Origin of the sequence: Neobacillus niacini (assembly GCF_023715415.1) — a bacterium.
Taxonomy (GTDB): Bacteria; Bacillota; Bacilli; order Bacillales; family Cytobacillaceae; genus Neobacillus; species Neobacillus niacini_C.
The window spans coordinates 388,689-409,227 of record NZ_JAMBOB010000003.1; the positions used below are offsets into that span (position 1 = coordinate 388,689).

26 protein-coding genes are annotated in these 20,539 nt (G+C 35.7%); 9 read left to right on the top strand and 17 right to left on the bottom strand.

Annotated features, from left to right (window positions below; genetic code table 11):
- Nucleotides 1-13: 13 nt before the first annotated feature.
- The 4 genes from M3189_RS08490 to crcB (M3189_RS08505) form a co-directional block, all read right to left on the bottom strand.
- Nucleotides 14-1,486 (bottom strand): sensor domain-containing diguanylate cyclase, encoded by a 1,473-nt coding sequence (locus M3189_RS08490; protein ID WP_251633420.1) that lies wholly within the window; start codon nucleotides 1,484-1,486, stop codon nucleotides 14-16.
- A gap of 227 nt (nucleotides 1,487-1,713) precedes the next feature.
- Complete coding sequence (locus tag M3189_RS08495) at nucleotides 1,714-2,046, bottom strand: hypothetical protein (RefSeq protein ID WP_251633421.1); 333 nt, start codon at nucleotides 2,044-2,046, stop codon at nucleotides 1,714-1,716.
- 332 nt (nucleotides 2,047-2,378) lie between these two features.
- Entirely contained in the window at nucleotides 2,379-2,735 is a 357-nt protein-coding gene (crcB, locus tag M3189_RS08500; protein WP_251633422.1) for a fluoride efflux transporter CrcB, read from the bottom strand.
- Nucleotides 2,732-3,148: a fluoride efflux transporter CrcB gene (crcB, locus tag M3189_RS08505; RefSeq protein WP_251633423.1), complete on the bottom strand. Its 417-nt coding sequence runs from the start codon at nucleotides 3,146-3,148 to the stop codon at nucleotides 2,732-2,734. The genes crcB (M3189_RS08500) and crcB (M3189_RS08505) overlap by 4 nt, the downstream gene beginning before the upstream one ends.
- Nucleotides 3,149-3,495: 347 nt before the next feature.
- Here crcB (M3189_RS08505) and M3189_RS08510 point away from each other — a divergent pair, with 347 nt between their 5' ends.
- Complete coding sequence (locus M3189_RS08510; RefSeq protein ID WP_251633424.1) at nucleotides 3,496-3,936, top strand: hypothetical protein; 441 nt, start codon at nucleotides 3,496-3,498, stop codon at nucleotides 3,934-3,936.
- 62 nt (nucleotides 3,937-3,998) lie between these two features.
- Here M3189_RS08510 and M3189_RS08515 read toward each other — a convergent pair whose 3' ends face one another.
- Both M3189_RS08515 and M3189_RS08520 read right to left on the bottom strand, forming a co-directional pair.
- Entirely contained in the window at nucleotides 3,999-4,880 is an 882-nt protein-coding gene (locus M3189_RS08515; protein WP_251633425.1) for a proline iminopeptidase-family hydrolase, read from the bottom strand.
- A 115-nt stretch (nucleotides 4,881-4,995) separates the two neighbouring features.
- The gene (locus M3189_RS08520) at nucleotides 4,996-5,718 is read right to left on the bottom strand and encodes a TerC family protein (RefSeq protein WP_251633426.1); all 723 of its coding nucleotides are present in this window, start codon (nucleotides 5,716-5,718) and stop codon (nucleotides 4,996-4,998) included.
- A gap of 177 nt (nucleotides 5,719-5,895) precedes the next feature.
- Between M3189_RS08520 and M3189_RS08525 the strand changes: the two genes are divergently transcribed.
- The 3 genes from M3189_RS08525 (at nucleotide 5,896) to M3189_RS08535 (ending at nucleotide 7,201) form a co-directional block, all read left to right on the top strand.
- Nucleotides 5,896-6,138 (top strand): glutaredoxin family protein, encoded by a 243-nt coding sequence (locus M3189_RS08525; RefSeq protein ID WP_251633427.1) that lies wholly within the window; start codon nucleotides 5,896-5,898, stop codon nucleotides 6,136-6,138.
- Between the two features lie 136 nt (nucleotides 6,139-6,274).
- Nucleotides 6,275-6,532 (top strand): HPr family phosphocarrier protein, encoded by a 258-nt coding sequence (locus M3189_RS08530; protein WP_251633428.1) that lies wholly within the window; start codon nucleotides 6,275-6,277, stop codon nucleotides 6,530-6,532.
- A gap of 198 nt (nucleotides 6,533-6,730) precedes the next feature.
- Nucleotides 6,731-7,201, top strand: coding sequence for a divergent PAP2 family protein (locus M3189_RS08535; RefSeq protein ID WP_251633429.1), 471 nt, complete (start codon nucleotides 6,731-6,733; stop codon nucleotides 7,199-7,201).
- 3 nt (nucleotides 7,202-7,204) lie between these two features.
- Here the strand turns inward: M3189_RS08535 and M3189_RS08540 are convergent, their stop codons facing one another.
- On the bottom strand, nucleotides 7,205-8,413 hold the full coding sequence (locus M3189_RS08540) for an MFS transporter (protein ID WP_251633430.1): 1,209 nt from the start codon (nucleotides 8,411-8,413) through the stop codon (nucleotides 7,205-7,207).
- Between the two features lie 349 nt (nucleotides 8,414-8,762).
- Between M3189_RS08540 and M3189_RS08545 the strand changes: the two genes are divergently transcribed.
- A complete protein-coding gene (locus M3189_RS08545) occupies nucleotides 8,763-9,473 on the top strand; it encodes a cell wall hydrolase (RefSeq protein ID WP_251633431.1) in 711 nt (236 codons plus the stop codon).
- Between the two features lie 38 nt (nucleotides 9,474-9,511).
- On the opposite strand, the gene M3189_RS26905 is transcribed toward M3189_RS08545, so the two are convergent.
- The gene (locus M3189_RS26905; protein ID WP_285889482.1) at nucleotides 9,512-9,646 is read right to left on the bottom strand and encodes a hypothetical protein; all 135 of its coding nucleotides are present in this window, start codon (nucleotides 9,644-9,646) and stop codon (nucleotides 9,512-9,514) included.
- A gap of 209 nt (nucleotides 9,647-9,855) precedes the next feature.
- Between M3189_RS26905 and M3189_RS08550 the strand changes: the two genes are divergently transcribed.
- Nucleotides 9,856-10,692, top strand: coding sequence for an RMD1 family protein (locus M3189_RS08550; protein ID WP_251633432.1), 837 nt, complete (start codon nucleotides 9,856-9,858; stop codon nucleotides 10,690-10,692).
- An 82-nt stretch (nucleotides 10,693-10,774) separates the two neighbouring features.
- Here M3189_RS08550 and M3189_RS08555 read toward each other — a convergent pair whose 3' ends face one another.
- The 3 genes from M3189_RS08555 to sda form a co-directional block, all read right to left on the bottom strand.
- The gene (locus tag M3189_RS08555) at nucleotides 10,775-11,197 is read right to left on the bottom strand and encodes a DUF1801 domain-containing protein (RefSeq protein WP_251633581.1); all 423 of its coding nucleotides are present in this window, start codon (nucleotides 11,195-11,197) and stop codon (nucleotides 10,775-10,777) included.
- An 88-nt stretch (nucleotides 11,198-11,285) separates the two neighbouring features.
- Nucleotides 11,286-11,774: a GNAT family N-acetyltransferase gene (locus M3189_RS08560; RefSeq protein ID WP_251633433.1), complete on the bottom strand. Its 489-nt coding sequence runs from the start codon at nucleotides 11,772-11,774 to the stop codon at nucleotides 11,286-11,288.
- A 284-nt stretch (nucleotides 11,775-12,058) separates the two neighbouring features.
- Entirely contained in the window at nucleotides 12,059-12,205 is a 147-nt protein-coding gene (gene sda, locus M3189_RS08565) for a sporulation histidine kinase inhibitor Sda (RefSeq protein ID WP_251633434.1), read from the bottom strand.
- 143 nt (nucleotides 12,206-12,348) lie between these two features.
- Here sda and M3189_RS08570 point away from each other — a divergent pair, with 143 nt between their 5' ends.
- Nucleotides 12,349-13,050 carry a Na-translocating system protein MpsC family protein gene (locus M3189_RS08570; protein ID WP_251633435.1) on the top strand — a complete coding sequence of 234 codons (702 nt, stop codon included), beginning with the start codon at nucleotides 12,349-12,351 and terminating at the stop codon, nucleotides 13,048-13,050.
- Nucleotides 13,051-13,087: 37 nt separating this feature from the next.
- Here M3189_RS08570 and M3189_RS08575 read toward each other — a convergent pair whose 3' ends face one another.
- The 5 genes from M3189_RS08575 to M3189_RS08595 all read right to left on the bottom strand — a co-directional run bounded on the left by M3189_RS08575 (nucleotide 13,088) and on the right by M3189_RS08595 (nucleotide 17,758).
- The gene (locus M3189_RS08575) at nucleotides 13,088-13,939 is read right to left on the bottom strand and encodes a hypothetical protein (protein WP_251633582.1); all 852 of its coding nucleotides are present in this window, start codon (nucleotides 13,937-13,939) and stop codon (nucleotides 13,088-13,090) included.
- Between the two features lie 169 nt (nucleotides 13,940-14,108).
- Complete coding sequence (locus M3189_RS08580; RefSeq protein WP_251633436.1) at nucleotides 14,109-14,849, bottom strand: TerC family protein; 741 nt, start codon at nucleotides 14,847-14,849, stop codon at nucleotides 14,109-14,111.
- A gap of 278 nt (nucleotides 14,850-15,127) precedes the next feature.
- Nucleotides 15,128-15,652 (bottom strand): GNAT family N-acetyltransferase, encoded by a 525-nt coding sequence (locus M3189_RS08585; protein WP_251633437.1) that lies wholly within the window; start codon nucleotides 15,650-15,652, stop codon nucleotides 15,128-15,130.
- A gap of 19 nt (nucleotides 15,653-15,671) precedes the next feature.
- A complete protein-coding gene (locus M3189_RS08590; protein ID WP_251633438.1) occupies nucleotides 15,672-16,373 on the bottom strand; it encodes a YjjG family noncanonical pyrimidine nucleotidase in 702 nt (233 codons plus the stop codon).
- A 233-nt stretch (nucleotides 16,374-16,606) separates the two neighbouring features.
- Nucleotides 16,607-17,758, bottom strand: coding sequence for a 3-phenylpropionate MFS transporter (locus M3189_RS08595; protein WP_251633583.1), 1,152 nt, complete (start codon nucleotides 17,756-17,758; stop codon nucleotides 16,607-16,609).
- 136 nt (nucleotides 17,759-17,894) lie between these two features.
- Here M3189_RS08595 and yeiL point away from each other — a divergent pair, with 136 nt between their 5' ends.
- Nucleotides 17,895-18,557 (top strand): transcriptional regulator YeiL, encoded by a 663-nt coding sequence (gene yeiL / locus M3189_RS08600; protein WP_251633439.1) that lies wholly within the window; start codon nucleotides 17,895-17,897, stop codon nucleotides 18,555-18,557.
- Nucleotides 18,558-18,652: 95 nt separating this feature from the next.
- Here yeiL and M3189_RS08605 read toward each other — a convergent pair whose 3' ends face one another.
- Nucleotides 18,653-19,123, bottom strand: a complete 471-nt coding sequence (locus tag M3189_RS08605) for a hypothetical protein (protein ID WP_251633440.1) — start codon at nucleotides 19,121-19,123, stop codon at nucleotides 18,653-18,655.
- Nucleotides 19,124-19,520: 397 nt separating this feature from the next.
- Here M3189_RS08605 and M3189_RS08610 point away from each other — a divergent pair, with 397 nt between their 5' ends.
- Nucleotides 19,521-20,531: a 2-oxoacid:acceptor oxidoreductase family protein gene (locus M3189_RS08610; RefSeq protein ID WP_251633441.1), complete on the top strand. Its 1,011-nt coding sequence runs from the start codon at nucleotides 19,521-19,523 to the stop codon at nucleotides 20,529-20,531.
- Nucleotides 20,532-20,539: the final 8 nt, after the last annotated feature.

A 20,539-nucleotide genomic window follows, 5' to 3' on the forward strand; every position in this document is an offset into this window, starting at 1 on the left:
AAAACACCCTGCATTAAGCAAGGTGGGATAATTGGTTTAAAGGAACTTGGTTCATTCTACTTTCCTTTACTTGATATAATTTATCGTCAGCAAGTTTAATTAGTTGCTCTGGGTTTAACTTCTCATTTGGAATTAGTGTTGCACACCCTATGCTGATGCTGACAACAGGTTTATGTTCTGTGGGTATATAGGGAATGTTAAGATTTATTACATTTTCTTGAAGCATAGCAGCAACATGTGCTGCTCCTTGTTCGTCTATTCCTGGGAGCAAAATCACAAACTCTTCCCCGCCATACCTTGCTGCAAAATCACCAGGTCTCTTTAGTGTATCCTTTATAGTTTTTGCAATCTGTCTTAAACAATCATCACCAGCCAGGTGACCATTATTATCATTGTATTTTTTAAAATAATCGATATCAATCATGATAGCTGAGAAAGGCAAGCTTTTACGCTTCGTTCGCTTCCATTCCTCTTGTAATCTTTCATCAAAGAAACGCCGGTTTGCAATCCCGGTTAATCCATCCATATTTGCCATAAAACGTAACATAACATTTGTTTCATGCAGTTTTTTTTCTTTTTCAATACGCTCAGTAATATCTCGTGAAACGGCTACAATTCCTTCTAGCTTTTGAGAGTTCTCTCGAATGGTTCTAGCGTTTGTTTCTAACCAGATAAACCTACCATCTTTTAGCTTTAACCGGTGGGTAAAGGATGCAAAATCTAATTCTGAATCTGCTTGTAAAATCAGTGAGGCGACTTTTTCAACTTCATCAGGATGTATGAGGTCATAAAGATTCCTGCCAATCAATTCATCTTGATTGTAATCTAACATACATTTACTAGAGGGTGAAATATAACCGTAGCAACCATTTGGATTAATATAAGAGATAAGATCCGTTGTGTTTTCGGTTATAAATCGATACAACTCCTCATTTTTCCTCGACTCTTCTTCTAATTTATTCCGTCCTGTAACATCTCTTAAAAACACCTCAACTGCAGGTTTATTATTATAAACTATGCGGGCAGAAGAAATTTCAATGTCTAACACATGATTTAAAGTCGTATTAATTTTTAACGCTACACGATCTAGAGTTTTGTTTCCTTCGCTAATATCCTGCAAATGTTTTTTCAAAATAGGATAGTATTCAGGGAGAACACAGTGTAGGATGGACTTCCCAATAATTTCAGTAGATGATGATTGAATCAACTTTTCAAACCTTTCATTTACAAAAGCAATCTTTTCATCCTGATAGACAATTATTGGTTCTGGAGAGAATTTTAATAAATCCCATAGCTTGGTTTCGCTAATTTCAGCCTTATTCTTATAATAGATTGCTTTATCATAAACCCAACCTAGCAGGAAGGCGATAACAGCAAAGGAAGCAGCCTCTAGGATTGACCATAAGTTTGAAGTTTCTGAAAAGGATTCGATAAATGAAACGATAATAGAGAGAAAAAACAAAGTAATTCTTCCTGTGTATTTCATTGGTGACACCTCAATAATTTTCGTATAATTTACCTTTGGATATAATTAAACTACAAAGGTAAGGATGCTTCCAGTGTAAGTGTTTAACTTAACCACTACCAAAAAGTAGTTTTCTACTAGTTTTAATTTATCATATTTTTATGTCTCAATTAGACTTTATTTATGATATTACTTTGACATATTTAATATATAAAAAATAAGCTGTTAAAATAACAGCTAGTAGTGCTTCAAGTATCTGTTGCTTTTTCTAGGATATAACAATTTCCATCCTCAGCAAATAATAAATACTTACCGTTTTTAATATTAAAATTTACATTTTTTTTATCATACATAAGTCTTTCTACTTTTTTAAAATGCTCAATAAACTCTAGAGGTGGATTAAAGATGATTTCATGATTTTTCTGTGTAGCAACAAACCCCTTTGGGTCACATCTCCTTTCAGGTTTTAATTCTGCATACCATTCTCCCGTCAAAAGAATAGAAGTAGCCGTAATCTTTGTTTTACGATTTTGAATAGACCATACTTTCCTGCAATTACACCGATGTATTTTACTTTTCATCTATAATACCTACTTTCAATATAAAGATAAGTATGTCGATGAATTATATTCGTTCTTGCGAGGAAATATTTATGCAATAAAATGTTATAGAACCGGACGCCTAGCAAGTCAAATACAATATTCTTATTGGAGTTTAACTCAAATAGGAAATAATTTACTGAATGAATCGTTTCCTTTACCTTGAAATTGTATATTTCAGGTAACGATTTTCCTTACGAACAACAAAAAAATATTATCCAATTAATAATAAAGGAGCTGCTGCTTTTAGCAACAACTCCTACTGTTAACTATTCACCTTGAGCACCGTTGGGTGTTCCTCTGCGTACATGAAGCTAAATAATAAAACCTATAGCTGCCGTAGTTATACTTAAGATTACTGATGTAATAACATATATACCTGCAAGAAACTTTTTATTTGATTGTAATAATGTTATCGTTTCATAACCGAACGTTGAGAAAGTGGTGTAAGCTCCACAAAATCCAACCCCAACAAAAAGCCATACCCCATCATTGATATCATTAGACTGATGAAGATTGGCCAGTAACCCTAAGAGTAAGGAACCCGTAATATTGATTACCCAAGTGCCAAAGGGGAAAGGACTGTGTTTCTTTTTTGTAAATATTAAATTACCCAATAAATATCTAGCTGCTGCCCCAATAGAACCGCCTATACCGATTAACCAAATCACTGTGTTTCCCCTTTTTCTTCATTAATATAAGCGAATTTTGAACCTAGGTAAGCAAACATTAATCCGAGAATAATACTAACTAAAATATAAATGACTCCATAAACAGCAAGCCCATTTTGAAATAACAAAATGGTCTCAACTGAAAAGGTGGAAAAAGTTGTAAATGAACCGATAAACCCTGTACCAATAAATAAAGTAAATTCTGCGCTAAGATGTTTCTTTACAGTTAAGAAAGTAAGGAACCAACTAAGTAAAAAACAACCTAAAAGATTTATTAATAGGGTCCCTATAGGAAATCCATTGGAAGTTTGTATCCATTCCCCGATACTATATCTAGCTATTGCTCCAAAGAATCCACCAAGCATAACGGATATTAGTTTCAATTGTTTCAGCCTTCTTTCAATTGAAGACAATATTTTAAGCCCTCTTCACCACCCCAAGCTTGATGCTGGTGCTACACAACTATCCAAACTGCATTGTCTTCTTTTAAATTTTGGATCTTGTTCTTTTTCTATAATATCTAAAACTATATCCTTAATGGTCTTGTCATTTATTGTAACATATAAGTTCCGAAACCCTTTAATATTTTCCACTTTTATCCTTTCACTTGTTCATTTTTGGACGAATAGTGCAGGAATCTTTGTAACCAAATGCATATGCTGTTAATGGAAATTACCATTTTAAGGGTGTGAAATGTGAAAACAACTCAAATCTCTTTCCACTATAGGATTAAAATAAAATCAATAAGGAGTGTTACAGAATGCCATCTAAAGGAAAGCATAAAAAGAAGCACCACAAGGATAAATCATCAGACAACCATGTTGAGGACAAGCAGTCCGATAAAAAGAAATATAAAAAGGATGAAACTTCAGACATCCGTTATAAGGACAAGTCGTTTAAAAAAAAGAAGTCCAGCAAAGCTGAATCTTTAGACAACCATGTTGAGGACACGAAGTTTAAAAAACAAAAAATTGATAATATCCAGCAAATTGGATTTGTGTATTTTGATCCATCTGTTATTCAAGAGGTAGAAGTATTTCAGATTCCGTCACAACAATCAGCCGTTTCATTTCAAAATGATGATGTCGAAGCTATAGAACAGGATGTCGATGCAGGTAAACAAGAAGTCGAAGCTATAGATCAGGATGTACAAGTTACAGAAGAATTCGAAGCTATAGATAGGGATGGAAAGAACGAGTAATAGTAAGTAAATTAAACATAGAACTTAGAAAATCCACCATTTTTGGTGGATTTTTTAAGAGTTTAATCAAAATCGATTGTTTTTAAGAAACTTCCTACAACCTGTAAAAACTCATCTGGTTCTTCAAAATAAGGCATATGGGCACTGTTCTCATAAACATGGAATTTACCATTTTGCACCAGGCTGCTAAAGTATTCCGTTGATTCCGGTGTAGCTTCATCATATCGACCACATGTAAACAAGGTGGGATAGCTGATTTCCTTCAATCGGGAGGTACAATCAAAAGACTTCAAATTACCTTTAACACTGAATTCAGATGGACCCCACATAATATTATAGATAACTGGATTGCGATAGCCAGATCCCTTCTTAACCCATTCAGGGTCTGGTTCTTCCTGTACTCGACAAATAAATTCTTTGGCAAATTCCTGAATGGCAGTTTTATATTCCTCGGAATCTGTTGTTCCATTTTCTTCACATTGATTAATCGTTTCTTGAATATCTAAAGGAAGTTTTTTTAGATTTTCAATCTGGTCCTGTTCCCAACGTGGTGCACTCAGACATGGACTTGAAAAAATAACACTTTTCACACCGCTTGGTTTTTTTGTTAAACAATATTCTGCTGCAAGGGTTGTCCCCCACGAATGACCTAAAATATGCACTTCATCTAAATGTAAGGCTTCTCTTACCTGTGCTAATTCTTCCACAAAGCGATCAAGCTGCCAAAGAGACGTGTCAGTTGGACGCTCTGATCGTCCACAGCCTAATTGATCGTATAAAATAACAGGTCTATCTTTTTGGAGCGCCTGTAAACCTTCTAATGAGTAGCTTGATGATCCTGGACCTCCGTGCAAAATGATGACAGGAGTCCCTTCGGAATTATTATTAAACTTTTGATACCATACTCTTCCACCTGTAACCTCTATGAATCCCTCTTCATGCATGATCTTTCCCCCTAGGACAATGAAATGACGACAATTATATTTTAACTTATTTTAAAAAAATTGAAAAATTTTAAAACAAGTAAAAATGAGACCAGGAAGCTGGTCTCTAAAATTTCTACTTTGTTGTCAGTTTTCCTTTTAAAAAATGTACAAGGAATGTCCCTAAAAAGATACCGATTAATATACTAAAGAAGACAACTTCGTGCATTTGGAAACCAAATGCTGCTGAAATCATTCTCAATCCAATAATACCGATTAAAATAAATGCAGTGGTTTCAAATTCAGGTATTCTTTCAATCAGTGCTAGGAATAATTGTGCTACACCACGCATCATTAAGATTCCTAGAATTCCGCCAAGAAACAGTACCCAAACTTGATTCGATACACCAAACGCAGCAATTACACTATCGATACTAAATGCGATATCCATAAGCTCTACGGTTAAGACGGTGCTCCAAAAGCCCACTCGTTTGGTTTGAATCTCTTCCTCTCCATCTCTTTTGTTCACAAAGTGTTGGAGGACCAGCCAAAGGAGATAGTGACCGCCTACAATCTTGATCCAACCAATATTAATTAACGTAACACCTATTCCAATCGCAATAACCCGAAACAGATAAGCACCAACAATTCCGTAAAATAGTGCTTTCTTTCGTTGATCTTCTGGCAAGTGTTTAACCAAAACTGCAAGTACTAATGCATTATCAGCCGATAATAACCCTTCTAGAATAACCAAGGTACCAATGATTCCCCAGCTCGCAGGATCTGTTAATACATCTCCCAAGGCGTCTAAAGATAAAAATGAACCATAAGTCGCTATTATTTCTTGTAAGAACTCCATCCCCTTGTTCCTATCTCCTTTTCATTGTTTTTACAATATATACAACTGCTTGTCTTCTTACTGTATATGTATGTTAGTCAATTGATTATATGAACACTACATGATGTAAACATGGAATGAGACATTTTTTACTGAAAGGTTTAAGATGGTAGTATGATGACTCTAGGAGGAATGTAAATGCGTAAAGTAGTGATTTACACACAGGAAAGCTGCAGTCCTTGTACTGCCGAGAAATTATGGTTAAAGGATAATGGGATAGAATTTGAGGAAAGAAATATCAGAGAAAATCCTACGTACCTTGATGAAATTGTTGAATTAGGTGCATCTGCGACACCTGCTACTCTCATTGAGGATGAAAATGGATCACAGGTGGTTTTGGGTTTTGACCAAGAGAAGTTAAGTGAAATACTAGGATTATAAGTACCAAGTGGGGACCAAGATGACGGTTCTCCTGGCCTTTTTGGCCAAGAGAGCCGTCCCTGTTTGCATATTTCCTTTTTATTGCTCATACATAAAAGAGTGTGAATTAACCAGAATGATAAGGAGTGTTTCCTCAATGGTCTTAAAGACAATTCAACTAAATAGGAAGTCAGGTTTAGACAGTCGAGCAATAAACCAGTTAGTCCAGATATCATCGCAATTTGAGTCTGATATTTACCTTACCTACAATGGTCATAAAGTTAACTGTAAATCAATAATGGGGGTTTTATCTTTAGCCATCCCCAAGAACGCTGAGATTAGTTTAGAAGCTTCTGGCTCCGATGATCGAGAAGCAATAAAACAGGTAATACAAACAATTGAAACTTTAGATTAATAAATCCTTCCAGGAATGTTTATATAATGCATTTTAAGTAGAAAGTAAGAGCGACCATGTCGTCCCTCTTACTTCTTTATTTTATAGTCTAAAATACATATTTTACAATTAATTTTCATTTTCTTCATAATATACGGTTAATAAAGATAAATTTGATTCTATAATAAATAACATACATAATTCATCTAGGAGGTTACTATGTTATTATCTTGTCCTATCTTGGCTGCATTTTCAGGGATGTTGATTGCCCAATTCGTAAAAATTCCGATTCACTTTATAGCCTCAAAGGAATTAAGATGGAACTTAATGTTTAGTACTGGTGGAATGCCCAGCTCACATACCGCAATGATTGTTTCTCTGACAACAGTTATTGGGCTGATGTCAGGATTTAAATCAAATGAGTTCGCAATTTGCGTTGTAGTTTCCGCAATTGTTATGCACGATGCAATGGGTGTCCGAAGGCATGCTGGATATCACGCGGAAATACTTAACACCCTTTTAGCCGACTTTAACAGTTTGATTGAAACGCTAAAAGACCCCAATTTAAAGAAACCAGAGTCTAGAGAGAAATTAAAAGAATTACTTGGCCATCAACCAACAGAGGTCTTTTTTGGGGCGATAACGGGCATTATTGTTGGCTTTGTTACATACTATTTATATCCTTTTTAACTTTTATTTTTCGGGTGCGAATTTTGTTTTCTGCTCGCGATTTAATTCATTAGACTTCCAATATGCTAAACCTGTTGCGGCGAGTAGTAAGAAACCTGTTACAACGAATACCGTTTGAACAGGAAAAAAACCACCAAGGATTCCTCCAATTATTGGACCAATCATACCGCCTATCTGATTTGAGGTTTGGTGTAAACCAAATGCCCGACCACGGAAGTCTTTTGGTGTTGACCTTACTACCAGACCATTTAGTGCTGGGAATACAGCACAGAAAAAGATACCAAAGATAAAGCGGGTAATGGAAAATCCCCAAATATTGCTGAAGATAATTTGAGCAATGGTTCCGATTCCCCCACCCATCAATCCAATAAATAAGACTTTTTGGAAACCGACCTTGTCCGCCCATTTTCCCCACATCGGAGCAAAAATGACACTAGCAATACCGGGTAGCGAGAACACAATTCCTGCAAGTAACGATGCATGCCGAGAGGAACTGCCAAGATCTACAATATATAATGGTAGAACAGGTTCAATCGTCATAATTGAACCAGATGTAATGGCAGTTAAAGCAAGTACCAGCATCAATGAACGGTTGGAGGCTGCCACTTTAAAATCATTCCTAATTGAGCCTTTCTCTTTACTAGGAGTAAAATTATCTTCCGTCACCCAAAAGATTACAAGCAGCGTAGAAATGAGTGCGAACATTCCAGCACTGCCAAAAGCTACTCGGTTACCTACTAAAGAAGCAATTCCCCCTCCTAATAATGGACCAACAATTCCTCCAGATGCTGAGGCAGACGATATCATAGATAGTGCATATCCGACTTTGTTGCTTGGTGTATTGGTTCCTATCAGAGCAATAGCTCCAGGTATGAAGCCACTTAGCAATCCTTGCATAATTCGTAACCCTAGCAGCTGATATGGATTTGTAACAAAAGCAGTTAGAGTATAGACAACAAATAGAGCTAATCCTGCTCGAATCAGCAATGGCTTTCTACCATATTTATCGGCCACTCTCCCCCAGAACGGGGAAGCAATTGCTCCGGCAAAAAATGCAGCACTAAACAACAAACCTGACCATACTTCAGTGTGTTCATGTACGCCAATTTGAAGCAGGAAAATAGGCAAAAACGGGATGACCATGGAGAAGCTTGCTGAAGTGAAAAATACTCCAATCCATAGCACCCACAAATTACGCTTCCAAATTAGCATGCAAATCCATCTCCAATATTCTATTTAATTTTATATGGTATATCGTACCATAACCCCTATTTATTTTCATTTCCGAAATATTAGATTATAGAAAAAAACCAAGGGGCAGGTTCTCTCGGTGCCAAAAGCCCGGGAGAACCGTCACCTTGGTCACTTGGTCACCCCAAAATCTTCCTCTATACCGTAAAATTGGTTCGAATATGACAGAATAATAGGCAGAATGTCATAATGTCACTTCGGCTGTAATCTTGTTCATCAAACTATAAAGAAATGTAACCTTATCGTTCTGTATAACGTGTGTCTATCCATGTTAGTGTTATATCATACAAAACAACAGGAGGTAGCACACATGAAAAACACTTATTTTAAAAAGGTTGCAGTAGCTTGTGTAGCTACATTTGCATTTATCGGAATACACAATTCTACAGTTGAAGCGATTACAGAATATGAAGTTGTAAATGTAGACAGCCTGGCTGAAATTGGACAAGCCTATGCATATGGTCCAATCATGTATGAAATGAAACAAGAAAATAATGAATTCGATGACGAAAAGGAATTCATTCCATATAAACCAGATCTTTTTGAAAAACAATCTCAAGAAACAAAGGTGGATGAACCTGTTATTACAGAGCCACAAACCAAAGAACCTGAAGTGGTAGTTCCACCTGAACCAACTACACCAGCGGTTTCTATCTCAAATGACGAAAAAGACCTATTTGCTAGATTAGTAGAGGCTGAAGCAAAAGGAGAATCTTATGAAGGAAAAGTAGCCGTTGCAACTGTTGTATTAAACCGAGTGGATTCACCTGAATTTCCAGATACAATATCAGGAGTCATTAATGAAGTAGTCGGTGATGCTTATGCCTTTTCACCTGTTCAAAATGGTAAAATTAATGATTCTGCATCAGATGATTCAATTCGAGCAGTTGAAGAAGCCTTAACTCGACAGGATCGATTAAATGATTGTATTTATTTTTATAATCCAGATATCGCAACCGATACATGGATCACTACCCGTGAGGTTGTAAAGACAGTTGGAAATCATGTTTTTGCAAAATAGACGAAAGAGCCGTCAAAAACGGCTCTTTTTTTTGCTTTCTATTTGTCTTTTTCGTAGGCAATAACCACAACATCTTTATTCGCTTGCTGGCTTAGTTTTTCTTCAAGTGATTTGATTTCACTCACTAAATTTGATGACAAGTCTGCAGCGACATAGTCCTTCATTTCATCCATCATCATCTCTCCTTTATTTTTTATTATTTGAATTTAAAGAGAAAGTATTACAATGAATTAAATTCAGGATGTTAACCTAATATTCTAAATAGAAACAGTAGGCAAAGTTTTCTCGTGACCTTTTAACTAATTCTCTATACTTTTTGCTTTTCATTCATTAATTTTGTGTTTTGGTTCATATACTAAATAAAAAGAAATGAGTGGTGAATATGAGAGATTTAACCTTTAAAGCCTTTGCGATTACACATGAGATAGATTTAAACAAAATCGCTGTTCATTGTGGGATACCAAAGAAATTCACCTGGGAGGAGCCATTAATACTAAGAGGTGAAATATTAAAATCCATCCTCTACAAAGATGTAGATGAAACTCAAATGGTACTTGTTTTTTCCTTTGGCAGTATTGTCTTCATCAATCACTCTACTCCAATTGAGATAACCGCCTTTTTGAACTACCTCCACTCCTTTGAGCCGGACATTGATGTCAAAAGTGCAGACAGATATAGTGATGACTATAACTTGCACATCAAGGAAACCGAAAGCATTGAGTTAACGGACGAGTATGTGGTCGTTCCTGAGTATGAAAGTTACTACCCAGAGTTGATTTCAACTGTTTTAGCGAAGTCAGTGGCATTAGAGAAAACAGAGGAACAGCTGGGCCATATTAATGATAAACTCGAAACTATGATTGACCGTCTAGAGAAAGGAAAGCTGCGAATTGGGAACAAAGAATTAGCAAGGACAACGGCAAAAATTATCCGTCACGAGTATAATACCCTTGCATATATCATGATTCTTGATAAGCCTGATATCACTTGGACAAGCAGTACAGCGGGTGAATTTTATGATAGGATGCTCGAGTTTTTCGAGTTAAATGATCGTTATAAAATTTTGAAAAGCAAAACCGAAATACTTTACAACATTATGGATGGATTTTCGACCATCAGTCACTCGATTCGCGGTCTATTCGTTGAATGGATCATTGTCATTCTCATCCTATTTGAAATTGTTCTATCACTATTAGGAATAGCCGGCTTACTTCCATGAACCAATAATATCTCATTATAGGAAGTGAAAAAGAGTCCCTTATTCTGCAATCAATCGGATTGCAAATAAGGAACTCAATAGGTTATTTTGCAGGATACATTTTTTGTGTGAAAAATACAGATTCTTTAATTAACGATTTTAAAACTTCTTCATCTATATCTGCAAGCTTATTAACGTACACACACGATTTCCCCGAAGTATGTTTTCCAAACTGTTTTAATAATTCTTCCCTCTTCGGTTCACCTTGATCAAAATATAAACTAATTTTGGCTTTCCTCGGGGAAAAGCCAGCAAGTGGCGCATCACCTTCATGACCAGATGCATATTTGTAATGATAGGATCCAAAGCCAATAATACTTGGCCCCCACATTTTTGCTTCAAATCCAGTGGTCTCTGTGAAAATATCCAATAATCTGTAAGCATCCTCGCGTTTTTTAGGGTTATCTATTTGTTCGATAAATTCAATGACACTATTGTCCGTTTCTTTTGTTTTTAATTCGTACATACGTTTCATTCCTTTACAAAAATATTCCAATTACAACTATGTTTTCAGAAAATCGTCATATGTAATATGTTCATAATAAATATGAGCCTTATTGCAATTTTTTAATCATATTGTACCATGTTACCCCGCCGTGCTCAGATTTTGATACACCTCTATTTGTATATCCTAAATTTTCGTAAAATGGGATTAATTCTTCTTTACAAGTTAAGGTAATACTTTCACGCTTTTTTGATTGAGCTTCATTTTCAAGATGTGTTAGTAATGCCGTTGCCACACCTCTTGTTTGGAAATGGGGTGTCACCGCTACACCTAATACAGTTTGATGCCCGCCAGTTTCTGGATTTTCTTTAATTACAGCAAACAAATCATCTGTTATATATTCTGTAACAATCACTGGGCCATTAACAAAGCCTATGATCACCCCGCATTCTTCTGCCACAAAAAAACTATCTGAGATTTTTTGTATTCGCTGTTTAAAAGCCTCTTCCGTTGCAGCTTCTTCTATTGGAAAGCAAATTTGTTCAATAATAACCAGGTCAGGCAAATCATTCAGTGTTACATTTCGAATCTTTAACATTGCATACTCTCCATATATTCATAGTTTTTTCTAGTCTACCTATCAATTCATTCGTAATATATAAAAGTATACAAGAATATTGAGTAATATTGTAAGAAAAAAACGTAGTGCTAAACAAAAAGAAAAAAGTTAGGTTCATCCTAACTTTAAAAATAGTAAAAGTAGTCAAAAAATTCAGTAGGTACCTATTCTTTTAAAATGAGTGAAGAGCAAAGAGCCATTCGCTGTTCTTATGACATTACAACCTTTAATAGAGGATAATAATTTTTAGTAAAAAGCTATGGTTATACCATTCTTTCAACCTTATCTAATTGTATTCCTCTACGACTTATTTCTTCTTCTAACAAAATAATAAAATCTTCATCTAACTTAAGCTTTACTGCACTAAAATATGTGTTTATTAAAACGTTATTGCTCATACTTGAAAACATAACCTACTCCTCAAAGCGAATGGCTTTCTATCCCTTCACCTACTAACATTATATTTTTAATTGAAGGAACAAACCATGCTAATTATTTCCAACAAATAGGGTAACCTAACATATAAAGACCTAGTTTTAAAGGAGATTTGGAAATGGGAACAGAACTAGTTAAACAAACAACCGAGTTAAGCAGCTACATTAGTAAAATTCTCCGAGAAAATTTTGGGAAAGGGCCAGAAACAGTGCATGTTTCATTAGGTAAAACCTTTATTGTTTTCTATATTCGAAATTTCCTCTCTCCAACAGAAAAGGTCCTTATGAATCAAAAACAGGATGAAAGTGTTCAACAGACTAGGGATTTAGTGATACAGATACTAATTCCGGAGATAAAAGCTTATACCAAGATTGTTACCGGTATGGAAATAAGAGAATTCTATTATGACTGGGGTCTACATAATAAATCAGCAATGTTTACAGGAATCTGCACAGATTCAACGTGTATCGACTATCCCATTAAAGAAGATTTTACAGGGAAAGCAGAACTCATTAATGAGCTTATTAATTTAAGCTCTGAATCTGAAAAGAAGCCTGATGAGATATACGCCTGCCAATTGAATCACCGTTCCATCCTAGTCATACGTAATGGAATATTAGTTAGAATTGAAAAGCAATTAATCAGACAAGGAATGCAGGAACAACTAAAGCTGGCGAAACGAACACTTGAAAAAGGATTGCTTCATAACAATAACCATTTTGAAGGGATCTTGAATACCAAAGTCATCGATATTTTTGTAGACTGGGACTTTGATTTAGATAAGAGTGTGATCGTTTTGGTCACCAATCCAACAAAATAAAAAAAATCAGAGGCTATGTGTACTCTGATTCATAAGATTACATTTTTACAGTATTCATGAATACTTCCATGATCCTATTTTTATGAGAATTCATGTCAAACTGAGTATTATCAATTTTAAACTTTTTTATAGCTAATGCATCAAAAATCGAGGACTCTACTTGTTTTCTTGCCTCTAAAACAGCTATTGTTCCTTCAATCCCTTGAGCGTCATGAATTTTTCCATAGCCTTGGTTATTATAGTAATCCATAAAACCAGCAGACCATTCTTTTGAACGTTCTTGTACAGCCTTTTTAAAGGAATGCGACAAATCTTGTTGGTCTACATAAATTAGAACGGGGTTTAAAGGCTCAATAATTTCAGCTAATTGCTTTACATAAGTCATGACAACTTCCTGAGAGGAACCATATTTAATCATTCCAATGGTTACAGGGTTTTGGATAAAGCAGCATTCAAATAGAAACGTTTGATTTCCTGTCATCGCCTGTTCCACAAACCTTTTCCATTTATCCGTTATTAGTTCAATGTTTTTTTCTAAAGGCAGTTCATAGATATCGTGATTCCAAATAACATCCCAAAAAGAATCAGAAACCATTGAATCATCAAGTTCTTCTTTTAGCTTATATTGTGGCAATACAATTCCATCACAGCGTTCAATGGCATGTTTTACTAAAATAGACTGTACTTCTTTATACTGTTCCAATAGCTGGTCAAATTCAGTTTTTGAGAAGTAGGAGCCTCCTTCATAATCTGCTGGATGTTCGACATTCCCCTCAAGAAACAGCTTAATATCAACATGTTGCTCTTTTAACATATCGTTCATAATTGTTGCTGTCGTGGATTTCCCCGAACCTGGCAATCCTTCTACTAAAATTAATTTTGAGTTTATCATGAAAACCCTCCTTTATTGTATTAATCAACTAATAAAAAAACGCCAATAGCCAGTTAACCATTCAAAAAAGCTGTTTTGGTTGTTTTGACTTATGTTCACTAAAAAAGGATTCCAATAAAAAAATGGCTTGATTGGGTTCCAAGCCATTTCTCAATGATGATGTTCCTTAAGTCGACTGTTCTGTCTTTTTACCAGATAAGAACCAACCGCCTAAAGCAATAAGAAGCATAACTGACCAAAAGATAGTATTCCAAATCGGTCCTTCTACAAAATCATGAGGAATAATGTGTAATGCCGGATGCGCAAGAGTATGCATCAGAAGCTTAACCCCGACCCAGCCAACAAGTAACATCGCTGCTGTTTCAAGGCTAGGTCGTTGTGTCAGGACTTTAACAAAGAATCCTGCTGCAAACCGAATGACGATTAATCCAGCAATTGCACCGATTAAAATGACAATAAATTGCGCACCATCCATCCCGCCGATTTCGCCCATTGGTGTACCTGGTAATGAAATAACAAGAGCGACAGCTGCTAAAATTGAATCGACAGCAAAGGCAATATCAGCTAATGCGATTTGAGCTACAGTAGCTCGATAGCTTCTTCCTGCTTTCTCTTTACCGCCATGGTTCCTTTTAAGTAAATGTTTTAATGAGATGAAAATTAAATACGCTGCCCCAATCGCTTGAATCCACCAAACATGAAACAAAAATGAAATAATAAAGATAGCACCAATCCTAAATACAAAAGCCATTAACAACCCAATATTTATCGCCTTTTTTTGCTGATCCTCTGGCAAATGCTTCGCCATAATTGCTAATACCAACGCATTATCTGCAGATAATAAGCCTTCTAACAAAATCAAAATAAGTAATACCCATCCATATTCTACTAACAAAGAAAATTCCATCGTATCCCCCTATGTAAGATTGCAACGTAATAATAGTATAAATTATGTATATACTTTATTAGTACTATTTTGCCCATTTTTTTGATAAAAATTTCCATTGCAAATATATATTCTATACGTATGGTGGAAGTTTTATGGATAAAGCTGAATCACTCTCGGATGAGTGGATTTACTCTTACATAACTGACATTACTCTCGCATAAGAGGGAAGTTTATCTAAGACTTGAAGAGTAGTAAAAGATTTGAACACTAAGCAAGTTAGGGATGAATGGTACCCGTTATTTTCGTAAAACAGTAATAAATCCATCCAAAATTGTATGACTTACCGAGAATCCTTTATGTTTATAAAATTCTAGGGCGTTATCATTGCCATTTGAGACAAAGATAAAATAATCCTCGATATCATCAAATTGCTTCAGCCAGGCCATTGACATATTAAATAGTTTAGAACCAATCCCATACTGTCTATATTCATCTTTTATATAAAATTGCGATAGGCAACCTACATTTTTTTTACGAATTGATGATAAATCAAAAAAAGTGGCAAAATCATTTGCATAAACTTCCTTTGGAGAAATATTAGAATAGACATAGGCTACAATTTTCTCTCCATCTTTTACAATTACCGTGTAATTATGTAGCGCATTTTTTACGGAAGGAACCATCCGAGTATCAAAATTCATCTGATCAAACATTTCAGGATTTATATAAGCTTTTGACTTTTGGAATGCCATCAGTTCATTGCATAAGTCTCGACAGTGTTCAATCTCATCATCCGTTATGATTTCATATGTTAATTCCATGATCTCCACTCCATTCCTATCATATTAATGTTTTGACAACTATTACTTGTTTTAACTCTTTAAGTTTGTGAATTTGAAAGGTTGGGGTAATATTTGTATGATTTGCTTTTGAATTTGGATTAAACCAGCAAGTATCCAAACCAGCCAACTTACCCCCTTTAATGTCTGCACTTAATGAATCACCGATAATCAGTGCCTCATCAACTCTAAAATTAGGAATTCTTGAAAAGACATAATCAAAATATTCTATCATTGGTTTCTGATAACCTGTGTCTTCCGATACAAATATTCCTTTAAAAAATGGAAATAAACCTGAATCCCGTAATCGTTTATCCTGGGTCTTTGACACACCGTTCGTGACAACATACAAGTCACAATCATGAACAAGTTCAGAAATCAGATTAAAAGCTCCATCTACCAGTTGATGGCCTTGTTCAAGGTATCTCCGGTATTTCTTTTCTAGTAATTCTCCGTCCATATCTTTTCCATATTCGTTAAATAAGAGAGAAAAGCGTGTGTTGACAACCTCATCCCGGTCCAATTCTCCTGCTTCAAACCTCCTCCAGAGAGATTGATTGATTTTTTTATATTGCTTTTCGATTTCAGATGTAAGCGTAATATTCTGCTCTTCGAATAGGAGCTGTAATGCTGATTTTTCAGCAGCACCGAAATCTAGTAAAGTATCATCTACATCAAAAAATAAAGTTTTATATTTTTTCATAGTTACCTCTCCATTTCTGTTTCTCTATCGATGTCTACTCATAATACATTATTGTAATAGTATCTTATATTGAGGTGCAAGGAATAGATGTAAATTACTATAACCTTAAAAATTTCAATCTCTGGGGTAAAAAGAAAAAGACGTATGCCAATTCATACGTCTTTTCTTGTGTCTTCTAATAAGTAAGCACCAGAAAACGGACCTCTTTATTTGCAGCAATGGGATGGTTTTTGTTAATATTGATACTTCTTTCTTGTCGTTAACAAAATCAATATCGCAGGAACCGTGCAGATGATCATGGATAAGAATGAGAGATTTGGAGATATTTCATATAAGAACCCTCCAATAAGTGTTAACACAGCCGTACTGAAACTCAATGCAAGTGCAGAATATATTCCTTGTGCATTTGGAATTTGCTGTTTTGGCAAATTTTTCGTGATATAAATCATAAAAGCATAATGCGCTACACCAAATGATAAAGCATGCAAGCTTTGGGAAATCATAAAAACCCACACATTTGGGAACAAAAATACAAGTAACCAGCGTAAAGTGGATCCTAAAGCAGCTAGAATGAATAAGGATGAAGGCTTCCATTTGGTAAACATGTGATCGGCCTTCAAAAAGTAAATAATCTCGAAAATCACGGCAATATTGATAATGATTCCTATATAAAAGTGATTCACACCTAAATCCTGCAAATAAATATAGCCATAATTATAATAGGAAGCATGTGCCCCTTGCAGTAAAATGACTATAAGCATGACGATTGGGAAACTTTTTATCTGCCATAAACTTTTAAAAGTAAGTGATTCCTTTCGATCCTTCTGTGTCGGCTTCATTTCTAATATGGAAGGTGTTGGAAGTAAACGCATCATTAACATTAAACAAAGACCTATTACCATACTGCTTAAGATAGCTTGGTCTCCGAAAAAACCTGTTACCATGCTAATGATGAGTACCGAAACAATAAACCCAATAGAACCCCAGGATCGACTTTTTCCGTAATTAACGTCCCCTTCTTGAACCAAGTTTCCTGCTGCTGTATCAAGAGCAGGCAGCAGCGGCGGAAAGACGGTACTAAAAACCAAAGTTACAACAAAAAGTGTAACAAAGGAAGAAGATGGGATATAAAGGATTGCAGCTAAAAGTGAGCCTGCTGTCAATACAAAAATAACGGTTTGACTGCTCATAAACTTAGCTGCTACTGGAAATGCAAAAAGCGATGATGCCCCTCGTGCTACTAAACCAAACCCCATGATGATACTCGCTTCTGATACACTGAGTCCTTTTGCCTGCACGAGCCATCCCGTCCAATAAGGCAAAAATATTCCCCAAGTTAAGAAAAATACAAAGAAATTCAATGACATCCAGCGTTGATTACTCAATTCTAACTTATTTGGATTACTTGCATGTTTAAGTGTTTGTTGTTTATTCAAGTTCGACCCCTCCGTATACATTGCATCATAGCACGTAAACAAATACAATTATATGAGATATCTCATATTTTTGCCGGAGGAATACATGCAGTTTTTAATCGAACCAATGCGAAGTGTCTATATTGAAAAATATCCTATTGAATCACTCTTTTCGTTTCCAATTACTCCATATATCCAAGTTGTACAATTTGAACGAGGTGAATTTATCTTTAAGGAAGGCTCCTATCCTGACTATATGTTCTATCTCGTTGAAGGCAAGGCAAAATTATACGTTACTCAAAAAAATGGGAAAGTGTCTCTTCTCAATTTCTTACACGCTCCTACCTTTATGGGGGAAATTGAATTATTAAATGAGGAACGCTATTCCAGAGGAATTCAAACGGCCACAAAGGTAATTTGTCTTGCTATTCCCATACATACCACTAAAGATAAACTATTAAAGGACGCCACTTTTTTAAAATATTTATGCATATTTTTAAGTAAAAAACAGACGACGATTACCTCTAGATATGCAGAAAACCAAGCATTCCCGCTGATTAATCGGCTTGCTTCCTTTATCCTTTTGTCGGCGGACCATGATTTATACAAGGAAAAACATACGGAAGTTTGTGAATATCTTGGTGTCTCCTACCGCCACCTTCTTCATGTATTAGCTCAATTATGCGATGAAGGGATCATTGAAAAACAATCACGGTCCTACAAGATTCGGGACAAAAATAGGCTGCAGCAATTAGCAAAAGAAGTTTAACCTCCATTTAGATGTCGATCTCTAGTCTGATAAAGAATGAACTTATGTAACGAAGAAAAAGGGTTGGGGAAAATATCCAAACCCCTTCAATTTTTCTAATGGTCTCTCAAAATATCATCTACAGTCATTTTCATTGAATAGATAACTGTTTTTTTATAGTGAGCAGCTAAAAGAAGAACTCTAATTTGTTGAGATCGCGACAATTGTTTAAAGCGAGGCTCTTGTTTTAAAAAAGAACGAAAGATGGACCAGCTTGAGGGCATTAAAGGAAAATCATCCAGCGGTTGTTTTCTTCGGAATCGATGAAACCAGGATAACGTTCCAGAAGGTGTACTTTTGTCGACGATACAAGGTGCATAAATACTTTTTGTGTGTTTTCGAAGCGATTCATAACGCTCTTGCCCGCTTATGATTGTATAGTTGTTATCTTTCCGGTTTTTTCTGACAACCAATACAAACATACAGTCCCACATTAATCTTTGAAGTTTCTTTACGTGTTCAGTAATTTTTAGTGATACATCTGGTTTAATTTTACTCAGGGGTATATACTGAATGGTAAATTTCACAAACATCCCCTCCTGTTCGGATTAGGTTCTTACCAAATACAGTGAAATCACAACAGGTTTGGAGAAATCATTACTCCTTTTTTAATTCCCATTTCCCTTTTACCAGTATATGTGTGAACTGGTCTCAAGTGACCTAGAAACAACTCCCCCATTATTCTCATCTTTAAAATACGCCTACTAATCTATTTGTTATATAACAAATGTCTAACTGTACTATATCACGTAATCAACTAAATTATTGTATTCAAACAGCAACGCCAACATCACTAGGGCGTAATACCCTTCATTTCAAAAATCTGTTGTAATTACTTTTCTGTCCTGTTACAATTAAAATTAATTTATAGAATATTTACAATATTCTATTTTAAACTACGCTTCATAGATTGGGGGAATACTTTTGACAAAATTGCCAAAAACAAATGATTTAGGTTTTTTTGAAATTCGTCTTGAGTCGATTGGCGGTTTGGGAGCGAATCTGGCAGGGAAAATGCTTTCCGAGGATGGAGTTGTTGGAAACGGGCTAAATGGAGTCGGTTTCTCATCATACGGTTCAGAGAAAAAAGGCTCCCCAGTTAAGGCACACATACGTTTCTGCGCACCTGAAACAAACATTCGAGACACCACACCAATAGAACGCCCCCATGTTGTCGGCATTTTCCATGATGCCCTGTTCAAGACCATCGATTGTACAAGCGGAATCTATCCAGACAGTACCATCCTAGTAAACTCACAAAAATCTCCTGACGAACTAAAGAAACTCATGAAAATTACAGGCGGGACCATTGCCATTATTGATGCAACTGGAATCGCTTTAGATGAACAAACAAAAGCCAACACTGCAATGCTTGGTGCACTTTATCGGATTTTGGACTTTCTAGACCCCGAATCGATGAAACAAACGATCCGGCGTACATTTGAAAAAAAATATCCACACCTGGTTGAGCCAAATATTCGGACGTTTGACCGTGGATTTAATGAAGTAGAATTTAAAACCTACCTTCCCGATAATGGAGTAGATCCCATCCCTTTTTCAAGACCTATACCCGTTCTTGGTTATGAAACTCAGGCCATGGGCGGTATGATTCTAAATCCAGGTAATAGTATGTTAAAGGATTTAAGTATTTCACGTGCCGGAATGCTCCCCCATTTCCACGAGGATAAATGCATTAATTGTGCAGCTTGTGATACAGCCTGTCCGGACTTTTGCTTTGTTTGGGAAGAAAAGGCAGACAAAAAAGGTCGACCACAAATGTTCCTCAAAGGGATTGACTATCAATACTGCAAAGGCTGTTTAAAATGTGTAACGGCTTGTCCTGTGGAAGCGCTTTCGGGTGAAAGAGAATATAACGACGGCTATGCGGACAATAACCGTGTACCGCACTTATTTGATTTAGTCACTCAAAACTAAAGGAAAGG